This window comes from Bacteroides difficilis (assembly GCF_048319815.1).
GTDB lineage: Bacteria > Bacteroidota > Bacteroidia > Bacteroidales > Bacteroidaceae > Bacteroides > Bacteroides zhangwenhongii.
Genome location: NZ_CP182814.1, coordinates 5,559,784 through 5,582,222 on the forward strand (window position 1 = coordinate 5,559,784; position 22,439 = coordinate 5,582,222).

At 42.5% G+C, this 22,439-nt stretch carries 16 protein-coding genes and 1 tRNA gene; 12 read left to right on the forward strand and 5 right to left on the reverse strand.

The window, feature by feature from the left end; all coding sequences use genetic code 11:
* Nucleotides 1-65 precede the first annotated feature (65 nt).
* The 5 genes from ACNOGP_RS21825 to ACNOGP_RS21845 all read left to right on the forward strand — a co-directional run bounded on the left by ACNOGP_RS21825 (nucleotide 66) and on the right by ACNOGP_RS21845 (nucleotide 5,561).
* The gene (locus tag ACNOGP_RS21825; RefSeq protein WP_418213726.1) at nucleotides 66-794 is read left to right on the forward strand and encodes a GntR family transcriptional regulator; all 729 of its coding nucleotides are present in this window, start codon (nucleotides 66-68) and stop codon (nucleotides 792-794) included.
* Nucleotides 795-843: 49 nt separating this feature from the next.
* Nucleotides 844-3,642: an outer membrane beta-barrel protein gene (locus ACNOGP_RS21830; RefSeq protein ID WP_418213727.1), complete on the forward strand. Its 2,799-nt coding sequence runs from the start codon at nucleotides 844-846 to the stop codon at nucleotides 3,640-3,642.
* 352 nt (nucleotides 3,643-3,994) lie between these two features.
* The gene (locus tag ACNOGP_RS21835; RefSeq protein WP_195475019.1) at nucleotides 3,995-4,621 is read left to right on the forward strand and encodes a DNA-binding protein; all 627 of its coding nucleotides are present in this window, start codon (nucleotides 3,995-3,997) and stop codon (nucleotides 4,619-4,621) included.
* Between the two features lie 95 nt (nucleotides 4,622-4,716).
* A complete protein-coding gene (locus ACNOGP_RS21840; protein WP_195532663.1) occupies nucleotides 4,717-5,181 on the forward strand; it encodes an HU family DNA-binding protein in 465 nt (154 codons plus the stop codon).
* A gap of 140 nt (nucleotides 5,182-5,321) precedes the next feature.
* Nucleotides 5,322-5,561, forward strand: coding sequence for a DUF4248 domain-containing protein (locus tag ACNOGP_RS21845; protein ID WP_418213728.1), 240 nt, complete (start codon nucleotides 5,322-5,324; stop codon nucleotides 5,559-5,561).
* On the opposite strand, the gene ACNOGP_RS21850 is transcribed toward ACNOGP_RS21845, so the two are convergent.
* The 3 genes from ACNOGP_RS21850 to ACNOGP_RS21860 all read right to left on the reverse strand — a co-directional run bounded on the left by ACNOGP_RS21850 (nucleotide 5,558) and on the right by ACNOGP_RS21860 (nucleotide 11,257).
* Nucleotides 5,558-8,701, reverse strand: coding sequence for an efflux RND transporter permease subunit (locus tag ACNOGP_RS21850; RefSeq protein ID WP_418213729.1), 3,144 nt, complete (start codon nucleotides 8,699-8,701; stop codon nucleotides 5,558-5,560). The two genes, ACNOGP_RS21845 and ACNOGP_RS21850, sit on opposite strands and share 4 nt — an antisense overlap.
* Nucleotides 8,698-9,768, reverse strand: a complete 1,071-nt coding sequence (locus ACNOGP_RS21855) for an efflux RND transporter periplasmic adaptor subunit (protein WP_143864972.1) — start codon at nucleotides 9,766-9,768, stop codon at nucleotides 8,698-8,700. The genes ACNOGP_RS21850 and ACNOGP_RS21855 overlap by 4 nt, the downstream gene beginning before the upstream one ends.
* A 103-nt stretch (nucleotides 9,769-9,871) precedes the next feature.
* Nucleotides 9,872-11,257, reverse strand: a complete 1,386-nt coding sequence (locus ACNOGP_RS21860; RefSeq protein WP_418213730.1) for an MATE family efflux transporter — start codon at nucleotides 11,255-11,257, stop codon at nucleotides 9,872-9,874.
* A 75-nt stretch (nucleotides 11,258-11,332) separates the two neighbouring features.
* Between ACNOGP_RS21860 and lysS the strand changes: the two genes are divergently transcribed.
* The 3 genes from lysS (at nucleotide 11,333) to ACNOGP_RS21875 (ending at nucleotide 15,503) form a co-directional block, all read left to right on the forward strand.
* Nucleotides 11,333-13,063 (forward strand): lysine--tRNA ligase, encoded by a 1,731-nt coding sequence (lysS, locus tag ACNOGP_RS21865; RefSeq protein WP_195475021.1) that lies wholly within the window; start codon nucleotides 11,333-11,335, stop codon nucleotides 13,061-13,063.
* Nucleotides 13,064-13,150: 87 nt separating this feature from the next.
* Nucleotides 13,151-14,146: an NAD(P)H-dependent glycerol-3-phosphate dehydrogenase gene (locus tag ACNOGP_RS21870; protein WP_287663849.1), complete on the forward strand. Its 996-nt coding sequence runs from the start codon at nucleotides 13,151-13,153 to the stop codon at nucleotides 14,144-14,146.
* Nucleotides 14,147-14,165: 19 nt separating this feature from the next.
* Nucleotides 14,166-15,503, forward strand: coding sequence for a glucose-6-phosphate isomerase (locus tag ACNOGP_RS21875; protein ID WP_007751853.1), 1,338 nt, complete (start codon nucleotides 14,166-14,168; stop codon nucleotides 15,501-15,503).
* A gap of 120 nt (nucleotides 15,504-15,623) precedes the next feature.
* Here ACNOGP_RS21875 and ACNOGP_RS21880 read toward each other — a convergent pair whose 3' ends face one another.
* A complete protein-coding gene (locus ACNOGP_RS21880) occupies nucleotides 15,624-16,124 on the reverse strand; it encodes a DUF5035 domain-containing protein (protein ID WP_032839490.1) in 501 nt (166 codons plus the stop codon).
* 102 nt (nucleotides 16,125-16,226) lie between these two features.
* Here ACNOGP_RS21880 and ACNOGP_RS21885 point away from each other — a divergent pair, with 102 nt between their 5' ends.
* Entirely contained in the window at nucleotides 16,227-16,919 is a 693-nt protein-coding gene (locus tag ACNOGP_RS21885) for an HAD family hydrolase (protein ID WP_007767008.1), read from the forward strand.
* Nucleotides 16,920-16,937: 18 nt separating this feature from the next.
* Nucleotides 16,938-19,790, forward strand: a complete 2,853-nt coding sequence (locus tag ACNOGP_RS21890) for a bifunctional fucokinase/fucose-1-phosphate guanylyltransferase (RefSeq protein WP_418213731.1) — start codon at nucleotides 16,938-16,940, stop codon at nucleotides 19,788-19,790.
* Between the two features lie 601 nt (nucleotides 19,791-20,391).
* Here the strand turns inward: ACNOGP_RS21890 and ACNOGP_RS21895 are convergent.
* Nucleotides 20,392-20,464, reverse strand: a tRNA-Arg gene (locus ACNOGP_RS21895).
* A gap of 218 nt (nucleotides 20,465-20,682) precedes the next feature.
* Here ACNOGP_RS21895 and asnA point away from each other — a divergent pair.
* Entirely contained in the window at nucleotides 20,683-21,720 is a 1,038-nt protein-coding gene (gene asnA, locus ACNOGP_RS21900; RefSeq protein WP_143864966.1) for an aspartate--ammonia ligase, read from the forward strand.
* Between the two features lie 5 nt (nucleotides 21,721-21,725).
* Nucleotides 21,726-22,388 carry a uracil-DNA glycosylase gene (gene ung, locus ACNOGP_RS21905; protein WP_418213732.1) on the forward strand — a complete coding sequence of 221 codons (663 nt, stop codon included), beginning with the start codon at nucleotides 21,726-21,728 and terminating at the stop codon, nucleotides 22,386-22,388.
* Nucleotides 22,389-22,439: the final 51 nt, after the last annotated feature.

The following is a 22,439-nucleotide window of genomic DNA, read 5'->3' on the forward strand; positions in this document are numbered from 1 at the left end:
AACAAAACTTGGATTATTTTTTGATAAATCTTATATTTGCCAAAAATTAAACCAATTCAAAAGATATGGAAATAGATCATAGCAGTAATAAACCACTTCATATTCAAGCAGAAGCAATTCTTAGAAGGCTTATTGAATCCGAAGAATACAAAAACGGGAAACTACTTCCGAACGAAGTAGATTTGTCTGCACAATTAAACATTTCTAGAAACACATTAAGACAAGCTATTAATAAGTTAGTCTTCGAAGGCCTTTTATTACGAAAAAAAGGATTCGGAACAAAAGTCGTAAAGAAAGGAATTGTAGGCGGAGTAAAGAATTGGCTTAGTTTCTCACAAGAAATGAAGATGTTAGGTATTGAAATACGTAACTTTGAATTACATATCAGTCTAAAACGTCCAACAGAAGAAATTGGAACTTTCTTTGATTTAGGTCCCAATTCCGATAGCCGCTGTGTAGTTATGGAGCGTGTAAGAGGGAAAAAAGAATATCCGTTTGTGTACTTTATCTCATATTTCAACCCTCATATTCCACTAACAGGTGAAGAAGATTTTACCCGCCCATTATATGAAATGCTAGAAACACAATATAATATAGTGGTAAAAACCAGTAAAGAAGAAATTACAGCACGTTTAGCCGGAGAATTTATAGCAGAAAAGTTAGATATTAAATCAAGTGATCCTATATTAATAAGGAAGCGATTCGTTTATGATGTGAACGAAATCCCAATCGAATACAACATTGGATACTACCGGGCAGACAGTTTCACTTATACCATAGAAGCAAGCAGATAAATCAGTTTTTTTCATGCGGCAGTTCTGACCGTCCGCAAATAAGTATTATATGTTATCTACAAAAAATACTCGTATCATACTTTTTATAACAATTTCCTTTTGCTTTTCCGTTATCGGCCATGCACAACAGCTATATGGCAACATAGAGTTCTACCTACGAGACTCAATCACTAACGAAACAATTGAAGGAGCTGTATTTGAATTAGTATGTCTGAACAATCAAAAAAGATTCCATGCCATTTCCTACACCGAAGGTCGTGCTGAGTTTCAAGACCTTCCTTATGGGAACTACCAAATTAAGGTTACCTTTTTAGGATATAACCCCGCATTCCGACAAATATGTCTCAACAAACCATCCTTTCAACTAAATCCACTATTACTTCAACCCTCATCTGTACAACTTAATGAAGTCCTTGTCAGTGTTCCCGCTATTAGATCTACGCAAAGCGGGGACACATTAAGTTACAGTGCCAATGCTTACAAAGTGGCTTTAGGAGCCAATTCCGAATCACTGATAACCAAAATGCCCGGCGTTTCAGTCTCATCGGAAGGAATAGAAGCACATGGCAGAAAAGTGAACAAAGTAATGATAGACGGGCAAGAGTTCTTTGGTAGTGATGTACTATCAGCACTAAAGAACATTCCGGCAGATATGGTAGAAGACATTGAAATATTCAATAAACTAAGCGATGAGGCAGAACTGACAGGAGTAGATGATGGACGTGGATACACAGCTATCAATATCGTAACTAAATCAGAACGCCGTCAAGGTATTTTCGGTCGTATATATGGTGGTTACGGTATTCCAGACAAATATATAATGGGAGGTAATCTAAATAATTTTACTCCCAAACATAAACTTTCTGTAGTTGGAATGGCAAACAACCTCAGTCTACACAATTTCGTTACCGAAGACATAGTGGGGGCTACTGAAGAGAGCGGCAAGAACGGGAACTCCGATTTTATAGTAAAACCGCTTCCGGGCATTTCGTCAGTACAATCTATCGGTGCCAACCTCAACACCCAATGTTTTTCCGGTAGTTACTTCTTTAACCGAACGAATAACAACAATCAGCAAAGCAGTCAACAGGAAAATTTAGGAGACGGAACAAAAACACAACTTACCGATGCAGAAAATGACTACGAAGCTTCAAGTTATAATCACCGCTTCTCCGCCAAAATAAACTTAAGCGCCGGTACCCGACACAGCTTTGTTGTCCGCCCGTCAGTGAAAATACAAAATCTATCAGACCTTAGGCAACAGACAATACACGTACAAAACCGTTTTTCTGAAGAAGACATCCGCTTTCTGCACAATCGACTAGGCAATAATCAAAATGACAGATTAGGTATCAATCTCGCCAATTCACTCACCTATCGTTACCGATTTAATAAAAGAGGACGGTTTTTGTCATTCTCATTATTCGGCAGTTACTATGACAATAAAACTGATGCGGAAAATGAACAATACACTTTCCGTAAACCGAATATTCCATTGATACCGGAAAATGCGACTGCCTACTCCGCCCAACAAAGCACTAACACAACCGAACGAATAACAACACGTACTGGAATCACTTATACAGAACCATTAAGCAGATTTCTGCGTATGAGCTGGGAATACTCTTTTCTGTATAGCCACGACAAAGCAAATAAACAGGTATTTTTATTAGATAAGAAAACGGGGGAACTGAATAGGGAAGCAGACACAAGACAGTCAAGCAACAACAGTGGAACATACTTGACACATAAGATAGGACCGCGTTTTCAATACGCATTCCGTAAAACGTCTGTTATGGTAAGCGCAGCATTTCAACATATTGATTTCAAAGGAATCAGCATCCTTCCATCTACCGACAAAAATAGAAAATCATTCGACAATCCAACATACGAAGTTGTAGCCAATATTACCGCCAATCGCTCAAATACAATTCGGATTGACGCCAGAGGACGCACTATCAATCCAGCAGCATCCTCACTTCAGAATGTTGTAAGTCTAGCCAACTTGAGCTTCATCAGAGCAGGAAATCCCAACTTAAACCCATCATATCTGCACGATTGGGGAGTACGATACATACATACCAATCCTTCCCGCGGCAGTACCTTTGCCATCTCTCTGAACTATAGTGGCAGCCACAACTATATCGGAGACTCTTTAGTAATAGACAACCCTGATTTCACTGTAACAGAAGGAGTTACACTAGGAGAAGGCAATCAATTCGTCCGTTCCGCCAATATCGGTGGATACCATCGACTACAAGGCAAAGTTACCTACGGGTTTCCCGTAAATGCCCTACGCAGCAATCTAAACATAACAGTAAGCTCTACCATGAATATTTTACCAGGTGTCATCAATGGTGAAAAAGCGCCCATTCATCGCAACAACCACCTTGCAGCCATTTCACTATCAAGCAACATTAGTGAAGATTTAGACTTTCGCATTAATTATTCCGGACAATATTCACAAGGTGAATTCACTGCAAAAGGGATAAAGAATAGCAACGACTACTTCTCACAAATATTTTCAGGAGATATCAAATGGGCCTTCTGGCGCAGATTTACTTTCACTGGTTCCCTCACCTTCCAGCAACTAAAAGGTATCTCAGACTCTTACAATGATCGAATCTTATTATGTAATCTCTACCTAGGCCGTCGGTTGTTCCGTAACCATCTCGGCGAGATTAGTATCGGCATAAACGATCTTTTCAATAACAACAACTACCGTTATGTACATACTATCAATGCCTCCGGTACCAACAATATTACCAACCAAGGTATAGGCCGATATGCAGGAATACAATTCGTCTATCATTTAAGGGCATACCACAAAAAGAAAGGCAGACAGTGAAACAATCTCAATCTGATACACCAATAAAGTCACATACCATAGCAATTACCATACGCCAAAATTTATATTCTTTAATATGTATTATCGCATCCGCAATAAGGAACGGTTATTACATCCAGTCGAGCAAGAACAGATTGCGGACATTTTCTTAAAGTATAAATTAACACTCCTGCTATCTAAAGCACCTCTACGCTACATAAACTACCTACTTTTGTAGTAGATACCGATTCGTTCCACAGATATGGAACAAAACGATAATAGATATAGAACTAAAGGGAAACAACTGTGGAACTAAAAGTCAACAGTTGTAAAACGAATTAATACTAACTAATAAAGCAACAGACATCAGTATATGAGTGCAATATATGATTTATTTGAAACTCCCAGTCCTAACAAACAGGAGAAACAGCCGTTACATGCCCGTATTGTATCCAAAGGAACAATAAGTAAAGACGAATTTCTGGACCGTGTGCATAAATTCACAGGAATCAGCCGCAGCCTGCTGACAGGTGCAATGGAATCTTTTTCCAATGAAGCCAGAGATTTGCTGGCGGAGGGCTGGAATGTAGAAATAGGAAATTTCGGTTTCCTATCCACATCGCTGGAATGCCCACCGGTAAAAGATAAAAAAGAAATCCGCTCCACCTCTATTAAAATGAAAAACATCCATCTTCGCGCAAGCCGTTCATTCAAAAAGGAGGTCAGTGACAAAATGAGATTACAGCGTGGCGAATCACCGATCCGTCCCAAAAGAAATAGCATTAGCCGGGAAACCTGCCTTGCACGTCTCAACAAATATTTGGAGAATCATTTATTTATCAGCCGGACAGACTATTCCCTCTTAACCGGACGGAATAAGAAGATTGCTATCCAAGAATTAAATTCATTCATCAGCGATGGAGTTATCCGTAAAGAAGGAGTCGGAAAATTAAGCGTATACACAAGTCTAAACCAATCTGCATTCATTGAGCACCATTAAAGCACCTCACCGGTAAGTGACTGTTATATCTTTGCATCGTGATCACAAAGAAAGAGAAACGATAACCAAAAGTATTAATTAAAAAAAACAAAATTATGTCACTGAAATATGTTATTAAAAAAAGAACATTCGGTTTTGACAAGACTAAAACCGAAAAGTATGTAGCGCAGAATGTAATCACCAATACGTTGGATTTCAGAAATCTGTGTGATGAAATTACCAAAGTCGGATTAGTACCCAGTGGAGCTGTCAAATTTGTGCTCGACGCACTCATTGATACGCTGAATATGAACCTGAATAAAGGTATATCAGTCCAATTAGGTGATTTTGGCTGCTTTCGTCCCAGTCTGAATTGTGATAGTCAGGATACCGCCAAAGATGTGGATAGCGATACTATCCGAAGAGTGAAAATCATCTTTACCCCAGGATATAAATTTAAAGAGATGTTGAACAAAGTCAGTGTCCAAAAGATGATTGTCTCCGCTGATGGTTCTATGGTACCGGATGAACCGGTAAATCCGGACAAAGGGGATGGAGAAGCTCCCGATCCGGGAGAATAACCCCTGCCCTCTTTGAGGCATGAAGAGAGTGTCACAATGAATAGTAAAATGACACTCTCTTCCACATTATTCTATTAATCCCTTGACAAACGCCCTATAATTTTGTATATTTACAACTTCTAATAATAAAAACTATAAAAATGGAATTATCAATCGAAGAAGAAAAACCGTTCATTTTCAAATCCTATACAAAAAAGGAATTAGCCTGTATGTACAGCCCAAGCATCACCCCACGTTGTGCCATACGTATATTCACCAAATGGATTAAAATGAACAAAGAGTTATTCCGTTTATTGACAGAAACCGGTTACCATCCGCGAACACGCACGTTCACTCCCCGACAAGTCAGAATTATCACCAATATTCTGGACATTCCTTAGGAATGACCGGAATATTTTATATGAAAGAACAGAGCATATAAAATAGGTATAAACAACAACGTTATCAATGTACCGAACAACAATCCTCCCATAATGGAAGCCGCCAGAGAACCGAACATTGCATCCGGCAACAACGGAATCATACCCAGAATCGTAGTCAGCGAGGCCATCATCACCGGACGCAGACGGCTTTGCGCACTATCAATCAAAGCCGTAACCGGTTCTATCCCCTGACTGATCTGCAGTGTGATTTCATCCATCAGCACAATACCATTCTTAATAATCATTCCAATCAGCCCCAAAGTTCCGACAATCGCTACAAAATTGAATGTTTTCCCGGTAAGCAGCATTACAGCCACTACACCGACAAAAACCAAAGGAATACAACAAAATATGATGGTCGGCTTGCGATAATCCTTGAACAGCATAATCAATATGGCAATCATCAGAATGATGGCAAACGGAAAATTCTTGAACAAATATTGCATGGATTTCGTGCTGGCATTCCTTTCTCCCTGCCATTGCAGCTTATATCCGTCCGGCAACGGAATTTGCTCTATTTGTTCCGCCACAGACTGGCGGGCTTTCTCCGTTTCTATTCCCGGAACGGGAGAACATTGCACCCGTTGGCTACGCTGTCCGTTGAAACGGGGAACCACCGGGTCTTCCCATCTCACATCAATCTTCTTACTTATCTGTTTCAACGGAGTAGTCCCCATCAGCGTTTCCACCAACTCTTCCTTTGACAGCGTACCTGTTTTCAACTTCATCATCATCTCCTGCGTCAACAGACCGTTCAGTGAGGGAAGAGACGAAAAGATTTGGGTATTATCAAGATTCTCAATCGGTCTGCCTTGTTCGTCCAGGCAACGAAGGTAAATATTATCCCGATGGATTCCTTCGTAAAATGAACCTATCGGAATCCCACTCGTAGCCGAAAGCAGGGAAAGACTCACATCATTGCGACTCAGCCCGATAGCACGGGCGGTAGGCTGGTCGTACTCGATGGTCAGCACCGGTATCTGCGGTTCCCAGTCAGTGGTTATAAGATACACATCGGGACTTTGTTCCATAATACACCGGGCACTGTCCGCCAATTGATGCAGCACAGCAGGATCCGGGCCTGTAAACTGCGCCTCAATGGGATACTTTTTAAACATCAGGTTATAACGGTTCAACTTCACATAAGCGTCCGGATAATGCGCCGAGAGATATTGTTGAATTTCGGGCATATTATCCACCAGGTCTTCGGGAGAAGTGAAGTCGATAATCAGTTCACCATAGGACAGAGAGGGATTGGCTATATTACGTACCAGATTATAACGTCCGGGCGTTCCTCCTACGGAAGCCGTGACATGCGTAATCTCCGGACGGGTTTTCAAGTAAGCTTCAATCTCTTCCAGGTCGCTCGTGACACGCGTGAAATTAGTTCCTTCCGGCAATTTATACTCCATATAAAGTTGGTCGTACACCATATCCGGGAAAAATCCCTGCCGCATAAAACGGTAGCTGAAAGCGGAAAGTACTACCAATGCCAACATAGCAAAAACGAAACTCCAGCGATGTGACAGGCTGAATCTTAATAAGGAACGCAATACTGCATATATCTTCCCTTCGTAAACACGTTTTCCGGCATCCGTCTCTTTATCCGCAATTCCCGGATGCAGAATGCGGTCCGCCATCAAAGGCACATGCACCAAAGCAAGCACCCAACTCAGCAATAATGAAACAGCCAGCACTATAAACAGATCTCTTGTATAGACTCCGGCAGTATCGGGCGACATAAAGATAGGGAGAAAAGCAATAATCGCAATCAGAGTAGCTCCAAGTAAGGGCATTGCAGTCTGTCGCCCGATAGCTGTCATTGCTTCCATCCGGCTTTTACCCGCTTTCAAATCCACCAAAATGCCATCGATAATGACTATCGCGTTATCTACCAGCATCCCCATAGCGAGGATAAACGAAGCCAAAGAAACACGTTGCATCGTACCATCCATAAAATACAGGAACAGGAAAGAGCCGAACACCGTCACTACCAGACTGATACCGATAATCATCCCGCTCTTAAATCCCATTGCTATCATCAAGATGACAACCACAATGATGACGGATTCTATCAGATTGATAATAAATGTCCCTAATGAACCGGAAACACGTTCCGGCTGGTAGAACACCTTGTGACAATCGACTCCTGTCGGAAGCCGTTCCGCCTTCAACTGCTCCAGTTTACGCTCTACTCCTTTACCTATCTTGATAATATCCGACCCCGAAGAAGCGGCAATCAGAATTCCCATAGCTCGTTGACGGTCGTAAAACAATTCATTGCGAGTGGGATTTTCATAATCTTTTTCGATGCGGGCTATATCACTCAGACGCAACTGGTCGTCATCATGTCCCTGAATCAGCATACGTCCGATATCCTCCACCGTCTTAAACTTGTCACTGACCGTCACACGGATACGGTTATCGCCATTATCATAATATCCGGTATAAGTAGTCTTATTCTGCCCGTTCAGCGTAGCAAGCACCTCCGCAGGTTTCACACCCAGATTCGCCATGCGGTCTTGCAACAGAGAGATATTGATACACTCCGAACGCTCTCCATACAAATCCACCCGCTCCACTCCGTCGAGTTCGCTGACCTCCCGTTTGATAAGCTCCGCATAATCGGATAGTTCCCTATCCGAAAGGCCGTCACCCGTCAAAGCATAAAACATTCCGTAAACATTTCCAAAATCATCCTTCACCAAAGGAGGATCGGCACCTGCGGGCAGTTCCGCCTGCGCGTTCGCTACTTTTCGGCGCAACAAATCCCAACATTGTTCCACGTCGTCTTCACCGACCGTAGTTTTCAGTTCCACTTGAATCAGGGAGAGGTCATTGTAAGAGTAACTTTCCACATTATCTATGTTTCCCATCGTGCGGATATTCTTCTCAAGCACATCAGTCACCTCCAACTCTACCTGATGCGCAGAAGCTCCGGGATAGACAGTTACTACCATAGCGATTTTCACCGTCACCTCAGGATCTTCAAGTTTACTCATTTCATAGCTCGAATAAGCTCCGCCAAGCACTAGCACGGCAATCAAGAAGTAAATAAGCTTCTTGTTTTCAAATGCCCACTTACTTATATCTATCATAATAATCCTCCTACATTGGTTTCAGAAGCGGGTAAAAGAGGTTCCACCTTTTCGCCATCTTTCACATGATGCACACCCGACGCCACAACCAGTGCTCCGGGCTTTATTTCATCCGAAGTGACCAGGCAACGTCCGTCGCTGAGCAAACGGGTCATCGTCACACTGCAACGGTGAATAGTCTGCGTAGAAGAATTATACAGGAAAACACTCGTATTTCCCTTTTCATGCAAAACCGCACCTGTAGGTACAGATAAATTTCGTTGCCCGTTTTCAGTACGTTCAATGGTGACCATCGTATTCATGCCGGGAGAAGGAAGAGGTTGTCCGCCCGTTCTTTCCAGTTGCAGGCGCATGGTATACAATTGATTGGCATTTGCTTTGGGAGTGACGCTTATCAGATTCAATGAATATTGCTGTCCGGAGTAAATATCAAACGTACAATGGTAGCTTGTAAACTGTTCCCGGCGTATATACTCCGCAGCCGGAAGATTAATTTCCACTTCCGGCTTGCCTTCGCTAATCATTGACACCACCGGCATACCGGCAGCAAGCGTCTCATGTGAATCGAAAAGGCGTTTTTGCACATAACCGTTGAAAGGAGCATACAGACGGGTATACTCCAATTGGTCTTTGGCATGATTATATTTGGCGGTAATCTGTTTCAATCCATACACAGCCTTGTCATTGGCATCGGGTGTCGTCACATTTTCTTTATAAAGTGCCATCACACGTCCGGCCTCCGCTTTCACACGTTGATATTCGGCTTCCGCCGCATCCAGTTGAATCTGGTAATCGGTAGGGTCTAACTCGGCAAGCAGCTGGCCTTTACGTACATAAGAACCGTCATTGACATGCATACGTAAAATAGTCCCGCTCACCCGGAAAGCCAGACTTATATCCTGCGCAGCCTTCACCCTACCCGGAAATTGCAATGATGTCTGCTCATCGGCAGAAAGTACTGTATCGATTTTTACTGTCGGCCTGTCCTCCGTACCCTGCGTACGATGACCACAGGAAGCCGATAGAACGGCTAAAATTCCTGCTAATAATAAGTTGAATCGTCTCATATTTTAGATTGCAATTTGTTTTCCACAAATGTATCTCAAACGAGCAAGACGACAAAGGGGCATCGGGACAATTTTTGTCCGATTTGGCGTATTTTCTAGTCCATTATGATTTTTCCCGGATTTTAAACTGCCGGAACTGCCACCACAGCATTGTTCCTGCTATCAGACTGGCTGTGATATCGGAAACCGGCATACTGATCCAGACACCCAATTGTCCGTAAAACTGTGGAAGAATCAACAGGCAGGGGATCAGAATGAGCACTTGACGGGATATTGACAAAAAGATTGCCTTGCCTGCCATTCCGATACTCTGGAAGAAATTGGAAGTCACCATCTGAAAACCGACAATCGGGAAGAACATCACGACGATTCGCAACCCTTTGGCAGAAATATCAACCAGTTCTTCATGCGTTGTAAAAATGGAAACGGCGAGTTTGGGAATCAACATTCCCATCAGAAATCCGGCAGTTGTCACTATGGTAGCGGCATAAATCGTTATTTTCAGCACTTTCGTCACACGAAGATATTGCTTGGCTCCATAATTATAACCTGCAATCGGTTGCATTCCCTGATTCAAGCCCATCACAATCATTACGAAAAGGAACACCAGCCGGTTCACAATTCCGAACGCCCCGATGGCAAGGTCACCTCCGTGACGCTGCAATCCTTGATTTATCAGGATGACAATAAAGCAAGCCGCCAGGTTCATCAAGAACGGTGCCATACCGATGGCAAGCGAATCTACAACAATCTTCTTTCGTAACCGGAAAATCCCTTTATGAAAATGCAGCAATTCTTCTTTGTTGGAGAATAATTTAAATTGCCATGCCAACGCGATAACCTGCGCGGTAATGGTAGCCACAGCCGCTCCCTGAATCCCCCAGCCAAAACCATAGATAAAGACCGGATCGAGTATCGTATTGATGATTACCGTAGCAATCGTGGCATACATCGCTTTTTGAGGATGGCCTGCTGAACGGAGCACAGCATTCAAACCTAGATAAAGATGGGTAATGACATTACCTAACAAGATAACGACCATATAATCGCGGGCGTAACCTACCGTCGCATCACTGCCGCCGAAGAAATAGAGAATCGGGTCAAGAAATATCAAAGTAACCACCGTAAAGGCAAGCCCGATTATAATATTTAAAATCAGTACGTTGCCGAGCACCCGTTGGGCCGTATCGTAATCTTTCTGTCCCAGTTTCACCGAAACAAGTGTCGCCGCTCCCACACCGACCAACGAACCGAAAGCTGCGGCAAGATTCATCAGTGGAAAGGTCAGCGCCAACCCGGAGATCGCCATTGCCCCCACACCGTGACCGATGAAAATACTGTCTACCATATTATAAAGAGAAGATGCCGTCATGGCTATAATTGCCGGAATGGCATACTGCATTAAAAGCTTCCCAATCTTTTCCGTACCCAGCGCAGTGGGTGTCTTTTGTCCTGTCATACCTATTAGTTTGAAGCGGCAAAGATACAAAAAAGAGACGGATTACAGGATATATGAGAAAAGTTTCGTATTTTTGCCTCCAAAATTGAGTTAATACGTAACGAAATGAATATATTAGAACTAAGTGAACAGGAAATCATTCGCCGTAACAGCCTGAATGAGCTTCGTGCAATGGGTATCGATCCGTACCCCGCAGCAGAGTATGTAACCAATGCTTTCTCTACAGATATCAAAGCTGAATTCAAAGACGACGAGGAGCCGCGCCAGGTTTCCGTAGCCGGCCGTATCATGAGCCGCCGCGTAATGGGTAAAGCTTCTTTCATCGAATTGCAGGACTCGAAGGGCCGCATCCAGGTGTATATCACCCGTGATGATATCTGTCCGGGAGAAGATAAGGAACTTTACAACGCTGTGTTCAAACGCCTGCTCGACTTAGGTGACTTTATCGGTATCGAGGGCTTCGTATTCCGTACACAAATGGGTGAAATCAGTATCCATGCAAAGAAGTTGACCGTACTCGCCAAGTCTATTAAACCGCTACCTATCGTAAAATACAAAGACGGAGTAGCATACGACTCTTTTGAAGACCCCGAACTCCGTTATCGCCAACGTTATGTGGATCTGGTGGTAAACGACGGCATCAAAGAAACATTCCTGAAGCGCGCAACCGTAGTGAAAACGCTGCGTAACGCTTTGGACGAAGCCGGATATACAGAGGTGGAAACTCCGATCCTGCAATCTATTGCCGGTGGAGCAAGCGCACGTCCGTTCATCACACATCACAACTCATTGGATATAGACTTATATCTCCGCATCGCTACGGAACTTTATCTGAAACGACTGATCGTAGGTGGTTTTGAAGGTGTATATGAGATAGGTAAGAACTTCCGTAACGAAGGTATGGACAAAACTCATAATCCGGAATTTACTTGTATGGAACTTTACGTGCAATACAAGGATTACAACTGGATGATGAATTTTACCGAGAAGTTGCTGGAACGTATCTGTATCGCTGTAAACGGTTGTACGGAAAGTGTTGTTGACGGAAAAACGATCAGCTTCAAAGCTCCTTATCGCCGTCTGCCTATCCTCGACGCTATCAAAGAAAAAACAGGATACGACCTGAACGGTAAGAATGAAGAGGAAATCCGCCAGGTTTGCAAGGAACTGAAAATGGAGGAAATCGACGAGACAATGGGAAAAGGCAAACTGATTGATGAAATCTTCGGAGAGTTCTGTGAAGGTACATATATCCAGCCTACTTTCATCACTGATTATCCGGTTGAGATGTCTCCGTTGACTAAGATGCACCGTTCTAAACCAGGATTGACCGAACGTTTCGAATTGATGGTCAACGGCAAGGAGTTGGCAAACGCTTATTCCGAATTGAACGACCCGCTGGATCAGGAAGAACGCTTCAAAGAGCAGATGCGTCTTGCCGACAAGGGTGATGACGAAGCGATGATCATCGACCAGGATTTCCTGCGTGCTTTGCAGTACGGTATGCCTCCGACATCGGGTATCGGTATCGGTATAGACCGTCTGGTAATGCTGATGACCGGACAGACTACTATTCAGGAAGTATTGTTCTTCCCGCAAATGCGTCCGGAAAAGGTTGTGAAGAAGGATGCGGCCGCTAAATATATGGAACTGGGAATCGCAGAAGACTGGGTGCCGGTTATCCAGAAAGCCGGTTACAACACAGTAGACGACATGAAAGATGTGAATCCGCAGAAACTGCACCAAGACATCTGCGGTATCAACAAAAAATATAAATTAGAGCTTACCAATCCGTCGGTAAACGACGTAACTGAGTGGATTAACAAACTTAAATAAGTTGAGAGTTGAGAGTTGAAAGTTGTTATATGAATAACATTTTCAAGTCTTAACTTTCAACTTTCCACTTTCAACTTTCAATTAGAAATGAAATTACCCGGCAAGATAGCGATAATGGGCGGAGGAAGTTGGGCTACAGCCATCGCAAAGATGTGTCTGGCTCAAGAAGACTCTATCAATTGGTATATGCGACGCGACGACCGCATCGCAGATTTCAAGAGATTAGGGCATAATCCGGCCTATCTAACAGGAGTGAAATTCGATACCAAACGTATCTCTTTCAGTTCCAATATCAACGATATTGTGAAAGAATCGGATACACTAATCTTCGTCACTCCTTCCCCTTATCTGAAGGCACACTTGAAAAAGCTGAAAACCAAGATTAAAGATAAATTTATCATTACCGCTATCAAAGGAATCGTACCCGACGACAATGTTATCGTGTCCGAATACTTCACTAAGGAATATGGCGTACCATCTGAAAACATCGCTGTGCTGGCAGGTCCCTGCCACGCGGAAGAAGTGGCTTTGGAACGTCTTTCTTATCTAACCATCGCTTGTCCCGACAAGGATAAGGCACGTATCTTTGCGCGCAGATTGGGAAGTAGTTTTATCAAAACCTCGGTCAGCGACGACGTTTCGGGTATCGAATACAGTTCGGTGCTGAAAAATGTATATGCCATTGCTGCCGGTATTTGCAGTGGGTTGAAATATGGTGACAACTTTCAAGCTGTGTTGATTTCCAACGCCATACAGGAAATGAACCGTTTTCTAAACACGGTACACCCGTTGAACAGAAACGTAGATGAATCTGTTTATCTGGGGGACTTGCTGGTGACCGGTTATTCCAATTTCAGCCGTAACCGTACATTCGGCACGATGATAGGCAAAGGATATTCCGTGAAGAGTGCACAGATTGAAATGGAAATGATTGCGGAAGGTTACTATGGTACGAAGTGTATCAAGGAAATCAACAAACATCATCATGTCAATATGCCGATATTGGACGCTGTTTACAACATCCTGTACGAGCGTATCTCGCCCATGATCGAGATTAAATTATTAACTGATTCTTTTAGATAACCTTATAAACAAAAACGATATGATAAACTTGAACATTGAAAAGACATTTGGATTTATCTCCAAAGAAAAAGTTTCTGCTTACGAAGCTGAGGTTAAAGCCGCACAGGAAATGCTTGAAAAAGGAACAGGCAAAGGTAATGACTTTTTAGGATGGTTGCACTTGCCTTCTTCTATCACTAAAGAACACCTGGCTGACTTAAATGCTACTGCAAAGGTTTTGAGAGATAACTGCGAGGTAGTAATCGTTGCCGGTATCGGTGGTAGCTACTTGGGAGCACGTGCCGTCATCGAGGCTCTGTCCAACAGCTTTACCTGGTTGCAGAATAAGAAGGCTGATCCGATCATGATTTATGCCGGACATAATATCAGCGAAGATTATTTGTATGAACTCACTGAATATCTGAAAGACAAGAAGTTCGGTGTCATTAATATCTCCAAATCAGGAACTACAACTGAAACAGCACTCGCTTTCCGTTTGCTGAAAAAACAATGTGAAGACCAACGCGGTAAAGAAACTGCCAAGAAAGTAATCGTTGCCGTTACGGACGCAAAAAAGGGTGCTGCCCGTGTCACAGCCGACAAGGAAGGATATAAAACGTTCATCATCCCCGATAACGTGGGCGGACGTTTTTCTGTACTGACTCCGGTAGGTTTACTGCCGATTGCAGTTGCCGGATTCGACATTGAGAAACTGGTTGCCGGTGCTGCCGATATGGAAAAGGCATGTGGTTCTGACGTTGCTTTTGCTGAAAATCCTGCTGCTATCTATGCCGCGACCCGTAACGAGTTATACAGAAATGGCAAGAAGATTGAAATTCTCGTTAACTTCTGCCCGAAATTGCACTATGTGAGCGAATGGTGGAAACAACTTTACGGGGAATCTGAAGGAAAAGATAATAAAGGTATTTTCCCTGCATCGGTGGATTTTTCAACTGACCTTCACTCTATGGGCCAATGGATTCAGGAAGGTGAACGTTCTATCTTCGAAACTGTAATCTCAGTAGAGAAGGTAAATCATAAACTGGAAGTTCCTTCTGACGAAGCAAATCTGGATGGCTTGAACTTCTTAGCCGGCAAGCGCGTGGATGAAGTAAACAAAATGGCGGAATTGGGTACTCAATTGGCTCATGTTGACGGCGGTGTACCTAATATGCGTATCGTTCTTCCGGAACTGACCGAGTACAATATCGGCGGTCTGCTTTATTTCTTTGAAAAGGCTTGTGGTATCAGTGGCTATCTGCTAGGCGTCAATCCTTTCAACCAACCGGGTGTGGAAGCATACAAAAAGAATATGTTTGCTTTGCTGAACAAGCCGGGTTATGAAGAAGAATCTAAAGCGATTCAGGCAAGACTGTAAGTAATATTATTTAAATGCGAATTAACGCAGATTTTCGCAGATCAGGCTTCTTTATAAGAAGGTTCCTTTGCGAGAATCTGCGTTAATTCTGTGTTTAAACCAATAAACTGCAATCAGCTATCAATTTTCTTTTTCATTCGTTGTTTTCAGTCCGATGACTTCTTCAGCTCCTTCACACTCAGCTTTGGAGGAAAGATAAAATTCCAATTTCACGTCACCGTTCTCATCAACGTGTTCGATGGTAGCTCGAACTATAACCTGACTTTGTGTCACGCCGTCTTTGAAACGCAGTTGCCCTTTATCTTCATCCGTCAGATTTCCCTCAGTCGAAACTTCCTCCTCTTTATAAATAAGCTTAGTAGCCAATTCTTCATCATTCTGAAGTTTGAATGTTTTTAATTCAGCTCCGTTACCGTCCAAAAGTAAAAGAGCTTCCACCTCATCCCCCACTTTCAGAGTCGGCAAATTATCCATCTTATTGGCATAGTCTTCTCCTTCAACGCTATTATTGTCAGAATCAACCTTAACAGATAGCTTCTCTATTTTAATGATGGGACTCTCCCCGCCATCGGAGCAGGCGCCTAGAAACAATGGTAGCAGTAATAATACTCTCTTTTTCATGCTATCGTCTAATTTTATAATGCTACAAAAATACATATTATCTTCTAAATAGCAAAAAATGTGTAACTTTGTGCTTCAAAACTAATTAATAGATATTTAGATATGTCTCAGAAAAAGATAAAAGCTGTCCTATTCGATATGGACGGTGTGCTCTTTAACTCTATGCCTTACCACTCTGAAGCTTGGCATAATGTAATGAAATCGCATGGACTTACTCTTAGTCGCGAAGAAGCTTATATGCACGAAGGACGAACGGGAGCCGCTACTATCAATATTGTATTCCAACGCGAATTGGGTAGGGAGGCAACACAGGAAGAAATAGAAAGTATCTATCAAGAGAAGAGTGTCTTATTCAATTCTTACACAGAAGCCGAGCGGATGCCCGGCGCATGGGAGTTGCTGCAAAAAATAAAAAATGAAGGACTGGTTCCTATGGTAGTGACAGGCTCCGGACAGTTGTCTCTGCTCGAACGGCTGGAACACAACTTTCCCGGAATGTTTCATAAAGAACTGATGGTAACAGCTTTTGATGTGAAATATGGGAAACCAAATCCGGAACCTTATTTGATGGCTCTTAAAAAAGGCGGACTGAAAGCCGACGAAGCCGTAGTTATAGAAAACGCTCCTTTAGGAGTGGAAGCCGGACATAAAGCTGGCATATTCACTATCGCCGTTAATACAGGTCCGCTAGATGGTCAGGTTTTGCTGGATTCCGGAGCTGATTTATTGTTTCCTTCCATGCAAGCCTTATGCGATGAATGGGACAACTGCTTAATTCACCTAGATTCGATCTAAGTTAACACCAATTCCACTATGCAAAAGTTATTGTCTTTACCCCCAAATTTAATTCATTGCTTTCATGAACTGGAAGGAGTGAATCGTACCGATTGGTTTTGCACGTCTGATCCTGTCGGAAGCAAATTAGGCTCCGGTGGTGGAACCACATGGCTACTGCAAGCCTGTCATCAGGAATTTGCTCCACAAGTTCCTTTCAGTGATTGGATAGGACGAGAGAAAAGAATATTACTCCATGCGGGCGGACAAAGCCGTCGCCTGCCAAGCTACGGTCCTTCCGGCAAGATACTGACTCCGATCCCAATCTTCAGTTGGGAACGGGGACAAAAGCTAGGACAGAACCTGCTGTCGCTGCAACTGCCGCTATATGAAAGAATCATGAAACAAGCTCCCGACGGGCTGAATACTTTGATAGCGAGCGGCGATGTATATATCCGTTCGGAAAAGCCACTACAAGACATTCCGAATGCAGACGTGGTATGTTACGGTTTATGGGTAAATCCTTCATTAGCAACACATCACGGTGTGTTTGTTTCTAATCGGGAAAGTCCGGAGATTCTTGATTTCATGTTACAGAAGCCTTCTCTCGAAGACTTGGAAAGGCTGTCGAAGACACATCTCTTCTTGATGGATATCGGTATCTGGATTTTAAGCGACCGTGCCATTGAAGTATTAATGAAACGGTCATTAAAAAGTGGAACGAGCGATATTAACTATTATGACTTATATTCGGACTACGGCCTGGCTTTGGGAAAACACCCTAAAACGAAAGATGAAGAAATCAACCGCTTATCGGTAGCAATCCTGCCACTGCCCGGTGGAGAATTTTATCATTACGGCACAAGCCACGAATTGATATCTTCTACTTTGACCATACAGGATAAGGTACGCGACCAACGGAAAATCATGCACCGTAAAGTAAAACCGAATCCGGCTATTTTCATTCAGAATTCCATCACACAGGTATCTCTTTCCGCCAACAATGCTAATTTGTGGATCGAAAACAGCCATGTGGGAAAAGAATGGAAACTGGGATCACGCCAAATCATAACGGGAGTTCCTGAAAACCATTGGAATATAACTCTTCCTGACAATGTCTGCATCGATATCATCCCTATCGGTGAACATGATTTTATAGCACGCCCGTATGGATTGGATGACATATTCAAGGGAGCTCTGAACAATGAAACGACTGTGTATCTCAATATCCCTTTTTCACAGTGGATGCAAGAAAGAGGACTTGACTGGGAAACAATCGAAGGCCGGACGGACGACTTACAATCGGCTGCTATCTTCCCAAGAACCAATTCCATTGAGGAATTAGGAATAGTACTCCGGTGGATGACATCGGAGCCACAATTGGAAAAAGGGAAAGAACTTTGGAAGAAATCCGTGAAAGTTTCTGCTGATGAAATCTCGGCAAATGCCAATCTCAAACGTCTTTACACCCAACGTCGCAATTATCGGTGTGAGAATTGGAAAGGCTTGGCAGCTAATTATGAGAAAAGTGTTTTCTATCAGCTCGATTTACAGGATGCTGCCAACGAGTTTGTACATTTAGACTTGGAAACTCCCGACATTTTGAAAGAAGATGCGGCTCCAATGGTACGGGTACATAACCGAATGCTCCGTGCACGGATTATGAAATTACGTGGAAACGGCGAATGGCAGAAAGAAGAACAAGCAGCTTTCCAACTTCTCCGCGATGGTTTACTAGGAGCAATGTCCGCACGAAAAAATCATCCGACACTCAGCGTTTATTCCGATCAAATCGTATGGGGGCGCAGCCCTGTACGAATTGACATGGCAGGAGGATGGACGGATACACCTCCTTATTCTCTTTATTCGGGAGGAAGTGTTGTCAATCTCGCCATTGAATTAAACGGTCAGCCACCCTTACAGGTATATGTAAAACCGTGCAAGGAGTTCCATATTGTTCTTCGTTCTATAGATATGGGAGCTATGGAGGTCATAAGTAATTATGATGAACTGCAAGACTACAAGAAAGTAGGTTCTCCGTTTTCTATCCCCAAAGCCGCTCTTACTTTGGCAGGTTTCGCTCCCGCATTCTCTGCCGAACGTTACACCTCACTGGAAGAGCAATTGAAAGCTTTTGGTTCGGGCCTTGAAATAACGTTATTAGCAGCGATTCCTGCCGGTTCAGGTTTGGGAACAAGTTCTATTTTGGCTTCTACCGTACTCGGAGCAATCAATGACTTCTGCGGACTGGCTTGGGATAAAAACGAGATTTGCAGTTACACACTTGTATTGGAACAGTTATTGACCACAGGAGGCGGATGGCAGGATCAATACGGCGGTGTCTTCTCTGGTGTCAAGCTACTTCAATCCGAAGCAGGTTTCGAACAGAATCCATTGGTACGATGGCTGCCCGACCAGCTATTTGTTCATCCTGACTATCGTGACTGCCACTTATTATATTACACGGGAATCACCCGCACAGCCAAAGGTATTCTGGCAGAAATAGTCAGTTCCATGTTCCTTAATTCAGGCACACATCTGAGTCTATTGGCGGAAATGAAAGCACACGCTATGGATATGAGCGAAGCTATCCTCCGTAGTAATTTCACTAATTTCGGCAATCTGGTGGGCAAAACTTGGATACAGAACCAAGCATTGGATTGTGGAACAAATCCACCGGCAGTAGCTGCCATTATCGAAAAGATCAAAGATTATACGTTAGGATATAAACTGCCGGGTGCAGGTGGTGGTGGCTATCTGTATATGGTAGCCAAAGATCCACAAGCCGCAGGACTGATTCGTCGGATTCTGACTGAAGAGGCTCCAAATCCACGTGCCCGCTTTGTAGAAATGTCTCTTTCCGATAAAGGACTTCAGATTTCAAGAAGCTAAAATCTCAAATTAAAGCCTGGACATAGGAATTATCCGTCATGTCCAGGCTCTAATTTTCAATTCTCATAATTGGCTTGTTTACAGATTAATACTTGAGATTACTGTAAAATAAATTAAAAGAACGATAAAGATGATAGCTCCAACAATCAACACAATACTAGACCATTTCTTTTTTCCAGCTTCTTCCATAATAAGCAAAATCTAGGGTTAATACAAATTATCATCATTGCAAAAATAATATTTTCTACGGAAATACCGATTGTATTAAACAACTTATTTGTATAATTTGAACTAAATTATGCAAGTATAAAGTAAAAGATGGTACCGATTCATGAAAGAAGAGGTATGAAATCAATATGGAAGAGAAGTAAATTCAGTCTTCGGAGTTTACGATTAAATATGAATTTAAGGTCAACAATAGATCAACAATAAGACATATTAGACAAGATTAAGTCCATATTAGTTCATTATAAATTAGGAAACTATTAGGAAACAAGAGTGCTGATTATATACTATTCTACATTATGAATCCACTCTTAAACGACACCACTAAACAAAAGGAATCCCTCAACAATCTACTGATTATCAAGGGATTTTTTCGTGACCCCGGTGCGATTCAAACGCACGACCTTCAGAACCGGAATCTGACGCTCTATTCACTAAGCTACGAGGCCATTTTTTTAATGCGAAGCAAAAGTATAAAAAATCTTCTCATCTTCCTAATGTTTCTCCTTTTTTTATAGTTCTTAAGGCAATCCATCTTATTAAGAGTTTGTTATTTTGAAATGATTTAGAGCATATACTTTATCAATTTGACAATCTTTTAGAGATTTACCATTACATATATCAATTTTATTCCTATCTTTGCCGACAATTAACATTCAACAAACCTATGAGTTACTTGATAAAACCTAAGAACTATAAACCACTACTCGACCTCAAACAGACCGAGCTGGGAATTAAACAAATAAAAGAGTTCTTCCAATTAAATCTATCATCTGAATTACGTCTCAGACGTGTTACAGCCCCCTTGTTTGTATTAAAAGGAATGGGTATCAATGATGACTTAAATGGAATTGAACGTCCTGTCTCTTTCCCCATCAAAGACTTGGGAGACGCACAGGCAGAAGTAGTTCATTCATTGGCCAAATGGAAAAGACTAACTTTAGCTGATTACCACATTGAACCGGGATATGGCATTTATACGGATATGAATGCAATTCGCTCAGATGAAGAATTGGGTAATCTACATTCTCTATATGTGGATCAATGGGACTGGGAACGCGTTATCACTGATGAAGACAGAAACATACACTTCCTAAAAGAAATCGTAAACCGTATTTATGCAGCCATGATTCGCACCGAATATATGGTATACGAAATGTATCCCCAAATTAAACCTTGTTTACCACAAAAGCTGCATTTTATTCATTCAGAGGAGTTACGCCAACTCTATCCTAACTTGGAACCTAAATGCCGTGAGCATGCCATCTGCCAAAAATACGGTGCTGTATTCATCATTGGTATAGGATGCAAATTGAGTGATGGTAAAAAACATGACGGACGCGCACCGGATTACGATGATTATACAACAATCGGACTGAATAATTTACCCGGATTAAACGGTGACCTTCTTCTGTGGGACGACGTACTGCAACGTTCCATCGAATTATCATCAATGGGTATACGTGTAGACAAGGAGGCTCTACAACGACAATTAAAAGAAGAAAAAGAAGAGAAAAGACTGGAACTTTATTTCCATAAACGTTTGATGAACGACACACTTCCATTATCCATCGGTGGAGGTATCGGTCAATCTCGCTTGTGTATGTTTTACCTTCGTAAAGCCCATATCGGAGAGATACAAGCCAGTATTTGGCCTGAAGATATGCGCAAGGAATGCGAAGAACTAGAAATTCACCTTATATAATTATCATGAACGTACAAATTGAAGAAAGCTGGAAAGCACATTTAGCACCTGAATTCGACAAAGACTACTTTCGGACATTAACAGATTTCGTCAGAAGCGAATATAGTCAATATCAGATATTTCCTCCGGGAAGACTGATTTTCAATGCTTTCAACCTTTGTCCTTTCGACAAAGTGAAAGTTGTAATTATAGGGCAAGATCCTTATCATGGTCCCGGTCAAGCACATGGTCTCTGTTTTTCCGTAAATGACGGAATTCCTTTCCCTCCTTCATTGGTAAATATCTTCAAAGAGATTAAAGCGGACCTTGGTACCGATGCACCTGCTACGGGTAACTTAACACGTTGGGCCGAGCAAGGAGTTCTGCTCCTCAATGCTACCCTAACTGTGCGAGCTCATCAAGCCGGTTCACACCAAAATCGGGGATGGGAAGTCTTTACTGACGCAGCCATCCGCACGTTAGCAGAAAATAGAGAAAATATCGTATTTATCTTGTGGGGATCATACGCACAAAAGAAAGGGGCTTTTATCGACCGCAACAAACATTTAGTACTCACATCAGCACACCCTTCTCCCCTTTCTGCTTACAATGGTTTTTTCGGCAACAAACATTTCAGCCGGGCAAACGATTATTTGAAGGCACACGGAAAAACAGAAATTATCTGGTAGAAAGTTTGCAATAATATATAAAAAGTGGCGGCATTTATTACGAAAGAAAAA

Bases quoted from the DNA above. Each gene is read 5' to 3' on its own strand.
- ACNOGP_RS21850 (WP_418213729.1), bottom strand. From the start codon at position 8,701: ATGATAGATATAAGTAAGTGGGCATTTGAAAACAAGAAGCTTATTTAC.
- ACNOGP_RS21825 (WP_418213726.1), top strand. From the start codon at position 66: ATGGAAATAGATCATAGCAGTAATAAACCACTTCATATTCAAGCAGAA.
- ACNOGP_RS21830 (WP_418213727.1), top strand. From the start codon at position 844: ATGTTATCTACAAAAAATACTCGTATCATACTTTTTATAACAATTTCC.
- asnA (WP_143864966.1), top strand. From the start codon at position 20,683: ATGAGTTACTTGATAAAACCTAAGAACTATAAACCACTACTCGACCTC.
- ACNOGP_RS21870 (WP_287663849.1), top strand. From the start codon at position 13,151: ATGAAATTACCCGGCAAGATAGCGATAATGGGCGGAGGAAGTTGGGCT.
- ACNOGP_RS21885 (WP_007767008.1), top strand. From the start codon at position 16,227: ATGTCTCAGAAAAAGATAAAAGCTGTCCTATTCGATATGGACGGTGTG.
- ACNOGP_RS21835 (WP_195475019.1), top strand. From the start codon at position 3,995: ATGAGTGCAATATATGATTTATTTGAAACTCCCAGTCCTAACAAACAG.
- ACNOGP_RS21875 (WP_007751853.1), top strand. From the start codon at position 14,166: ATGATAAACTTGAACATTGAAAAGACATTTGGATTTATCTCCAAAGAA.
- ACNOGP_RS21890 (WP_418213731.1), top strand. From the start codon at position 16,938: ATGCAAAAGTTATTGTCTTTACCCCCAAATTTAATTCATTGCTTTCAT.
- ACNOGP_RS21880 (WP_032839490.1), bottom strand. From the start codon at position 16,124: ATGAAAAAGAGAGTATTATTACTGCTACCATTGTTTCTAGGCGCCTGC.
- ung (WP_418213732.1), top strand. From the start codon at position 21,726: ATGAACGTACAAATTGAAGAAAGCTGGAAAGCACATTTAGCACCTGAA.
- lysS (WP_195475021.1), top strand. From the start codon at position 11,333: ATGAATATATTAGAACTAAGTGAACAGGAAATCATTCGCCGTAACAGC.
- ACNOGP_RS21840 (WP_195532663.1), top strand. From the start codon at position 4,717: ATGTCACTGAAATATGTTATTAAAAAAAGAACATTCGGTTTTGACAAG.
- ACNOGP_RS21845 (WP_418213728.1), top strand. From the start codon at position 5,322: ATGGAATTATCAATCGAAGAAGAAAAACCGTTCATTTTCAAATCCTAT.
- ACNOGP_RS21855 (WP_143864972.1), bottom strand. From the start codon at position 9,768: ATGAGACGATTCAACTTATTATTAGCAGGAATTTTAGCCGTTCTATCG.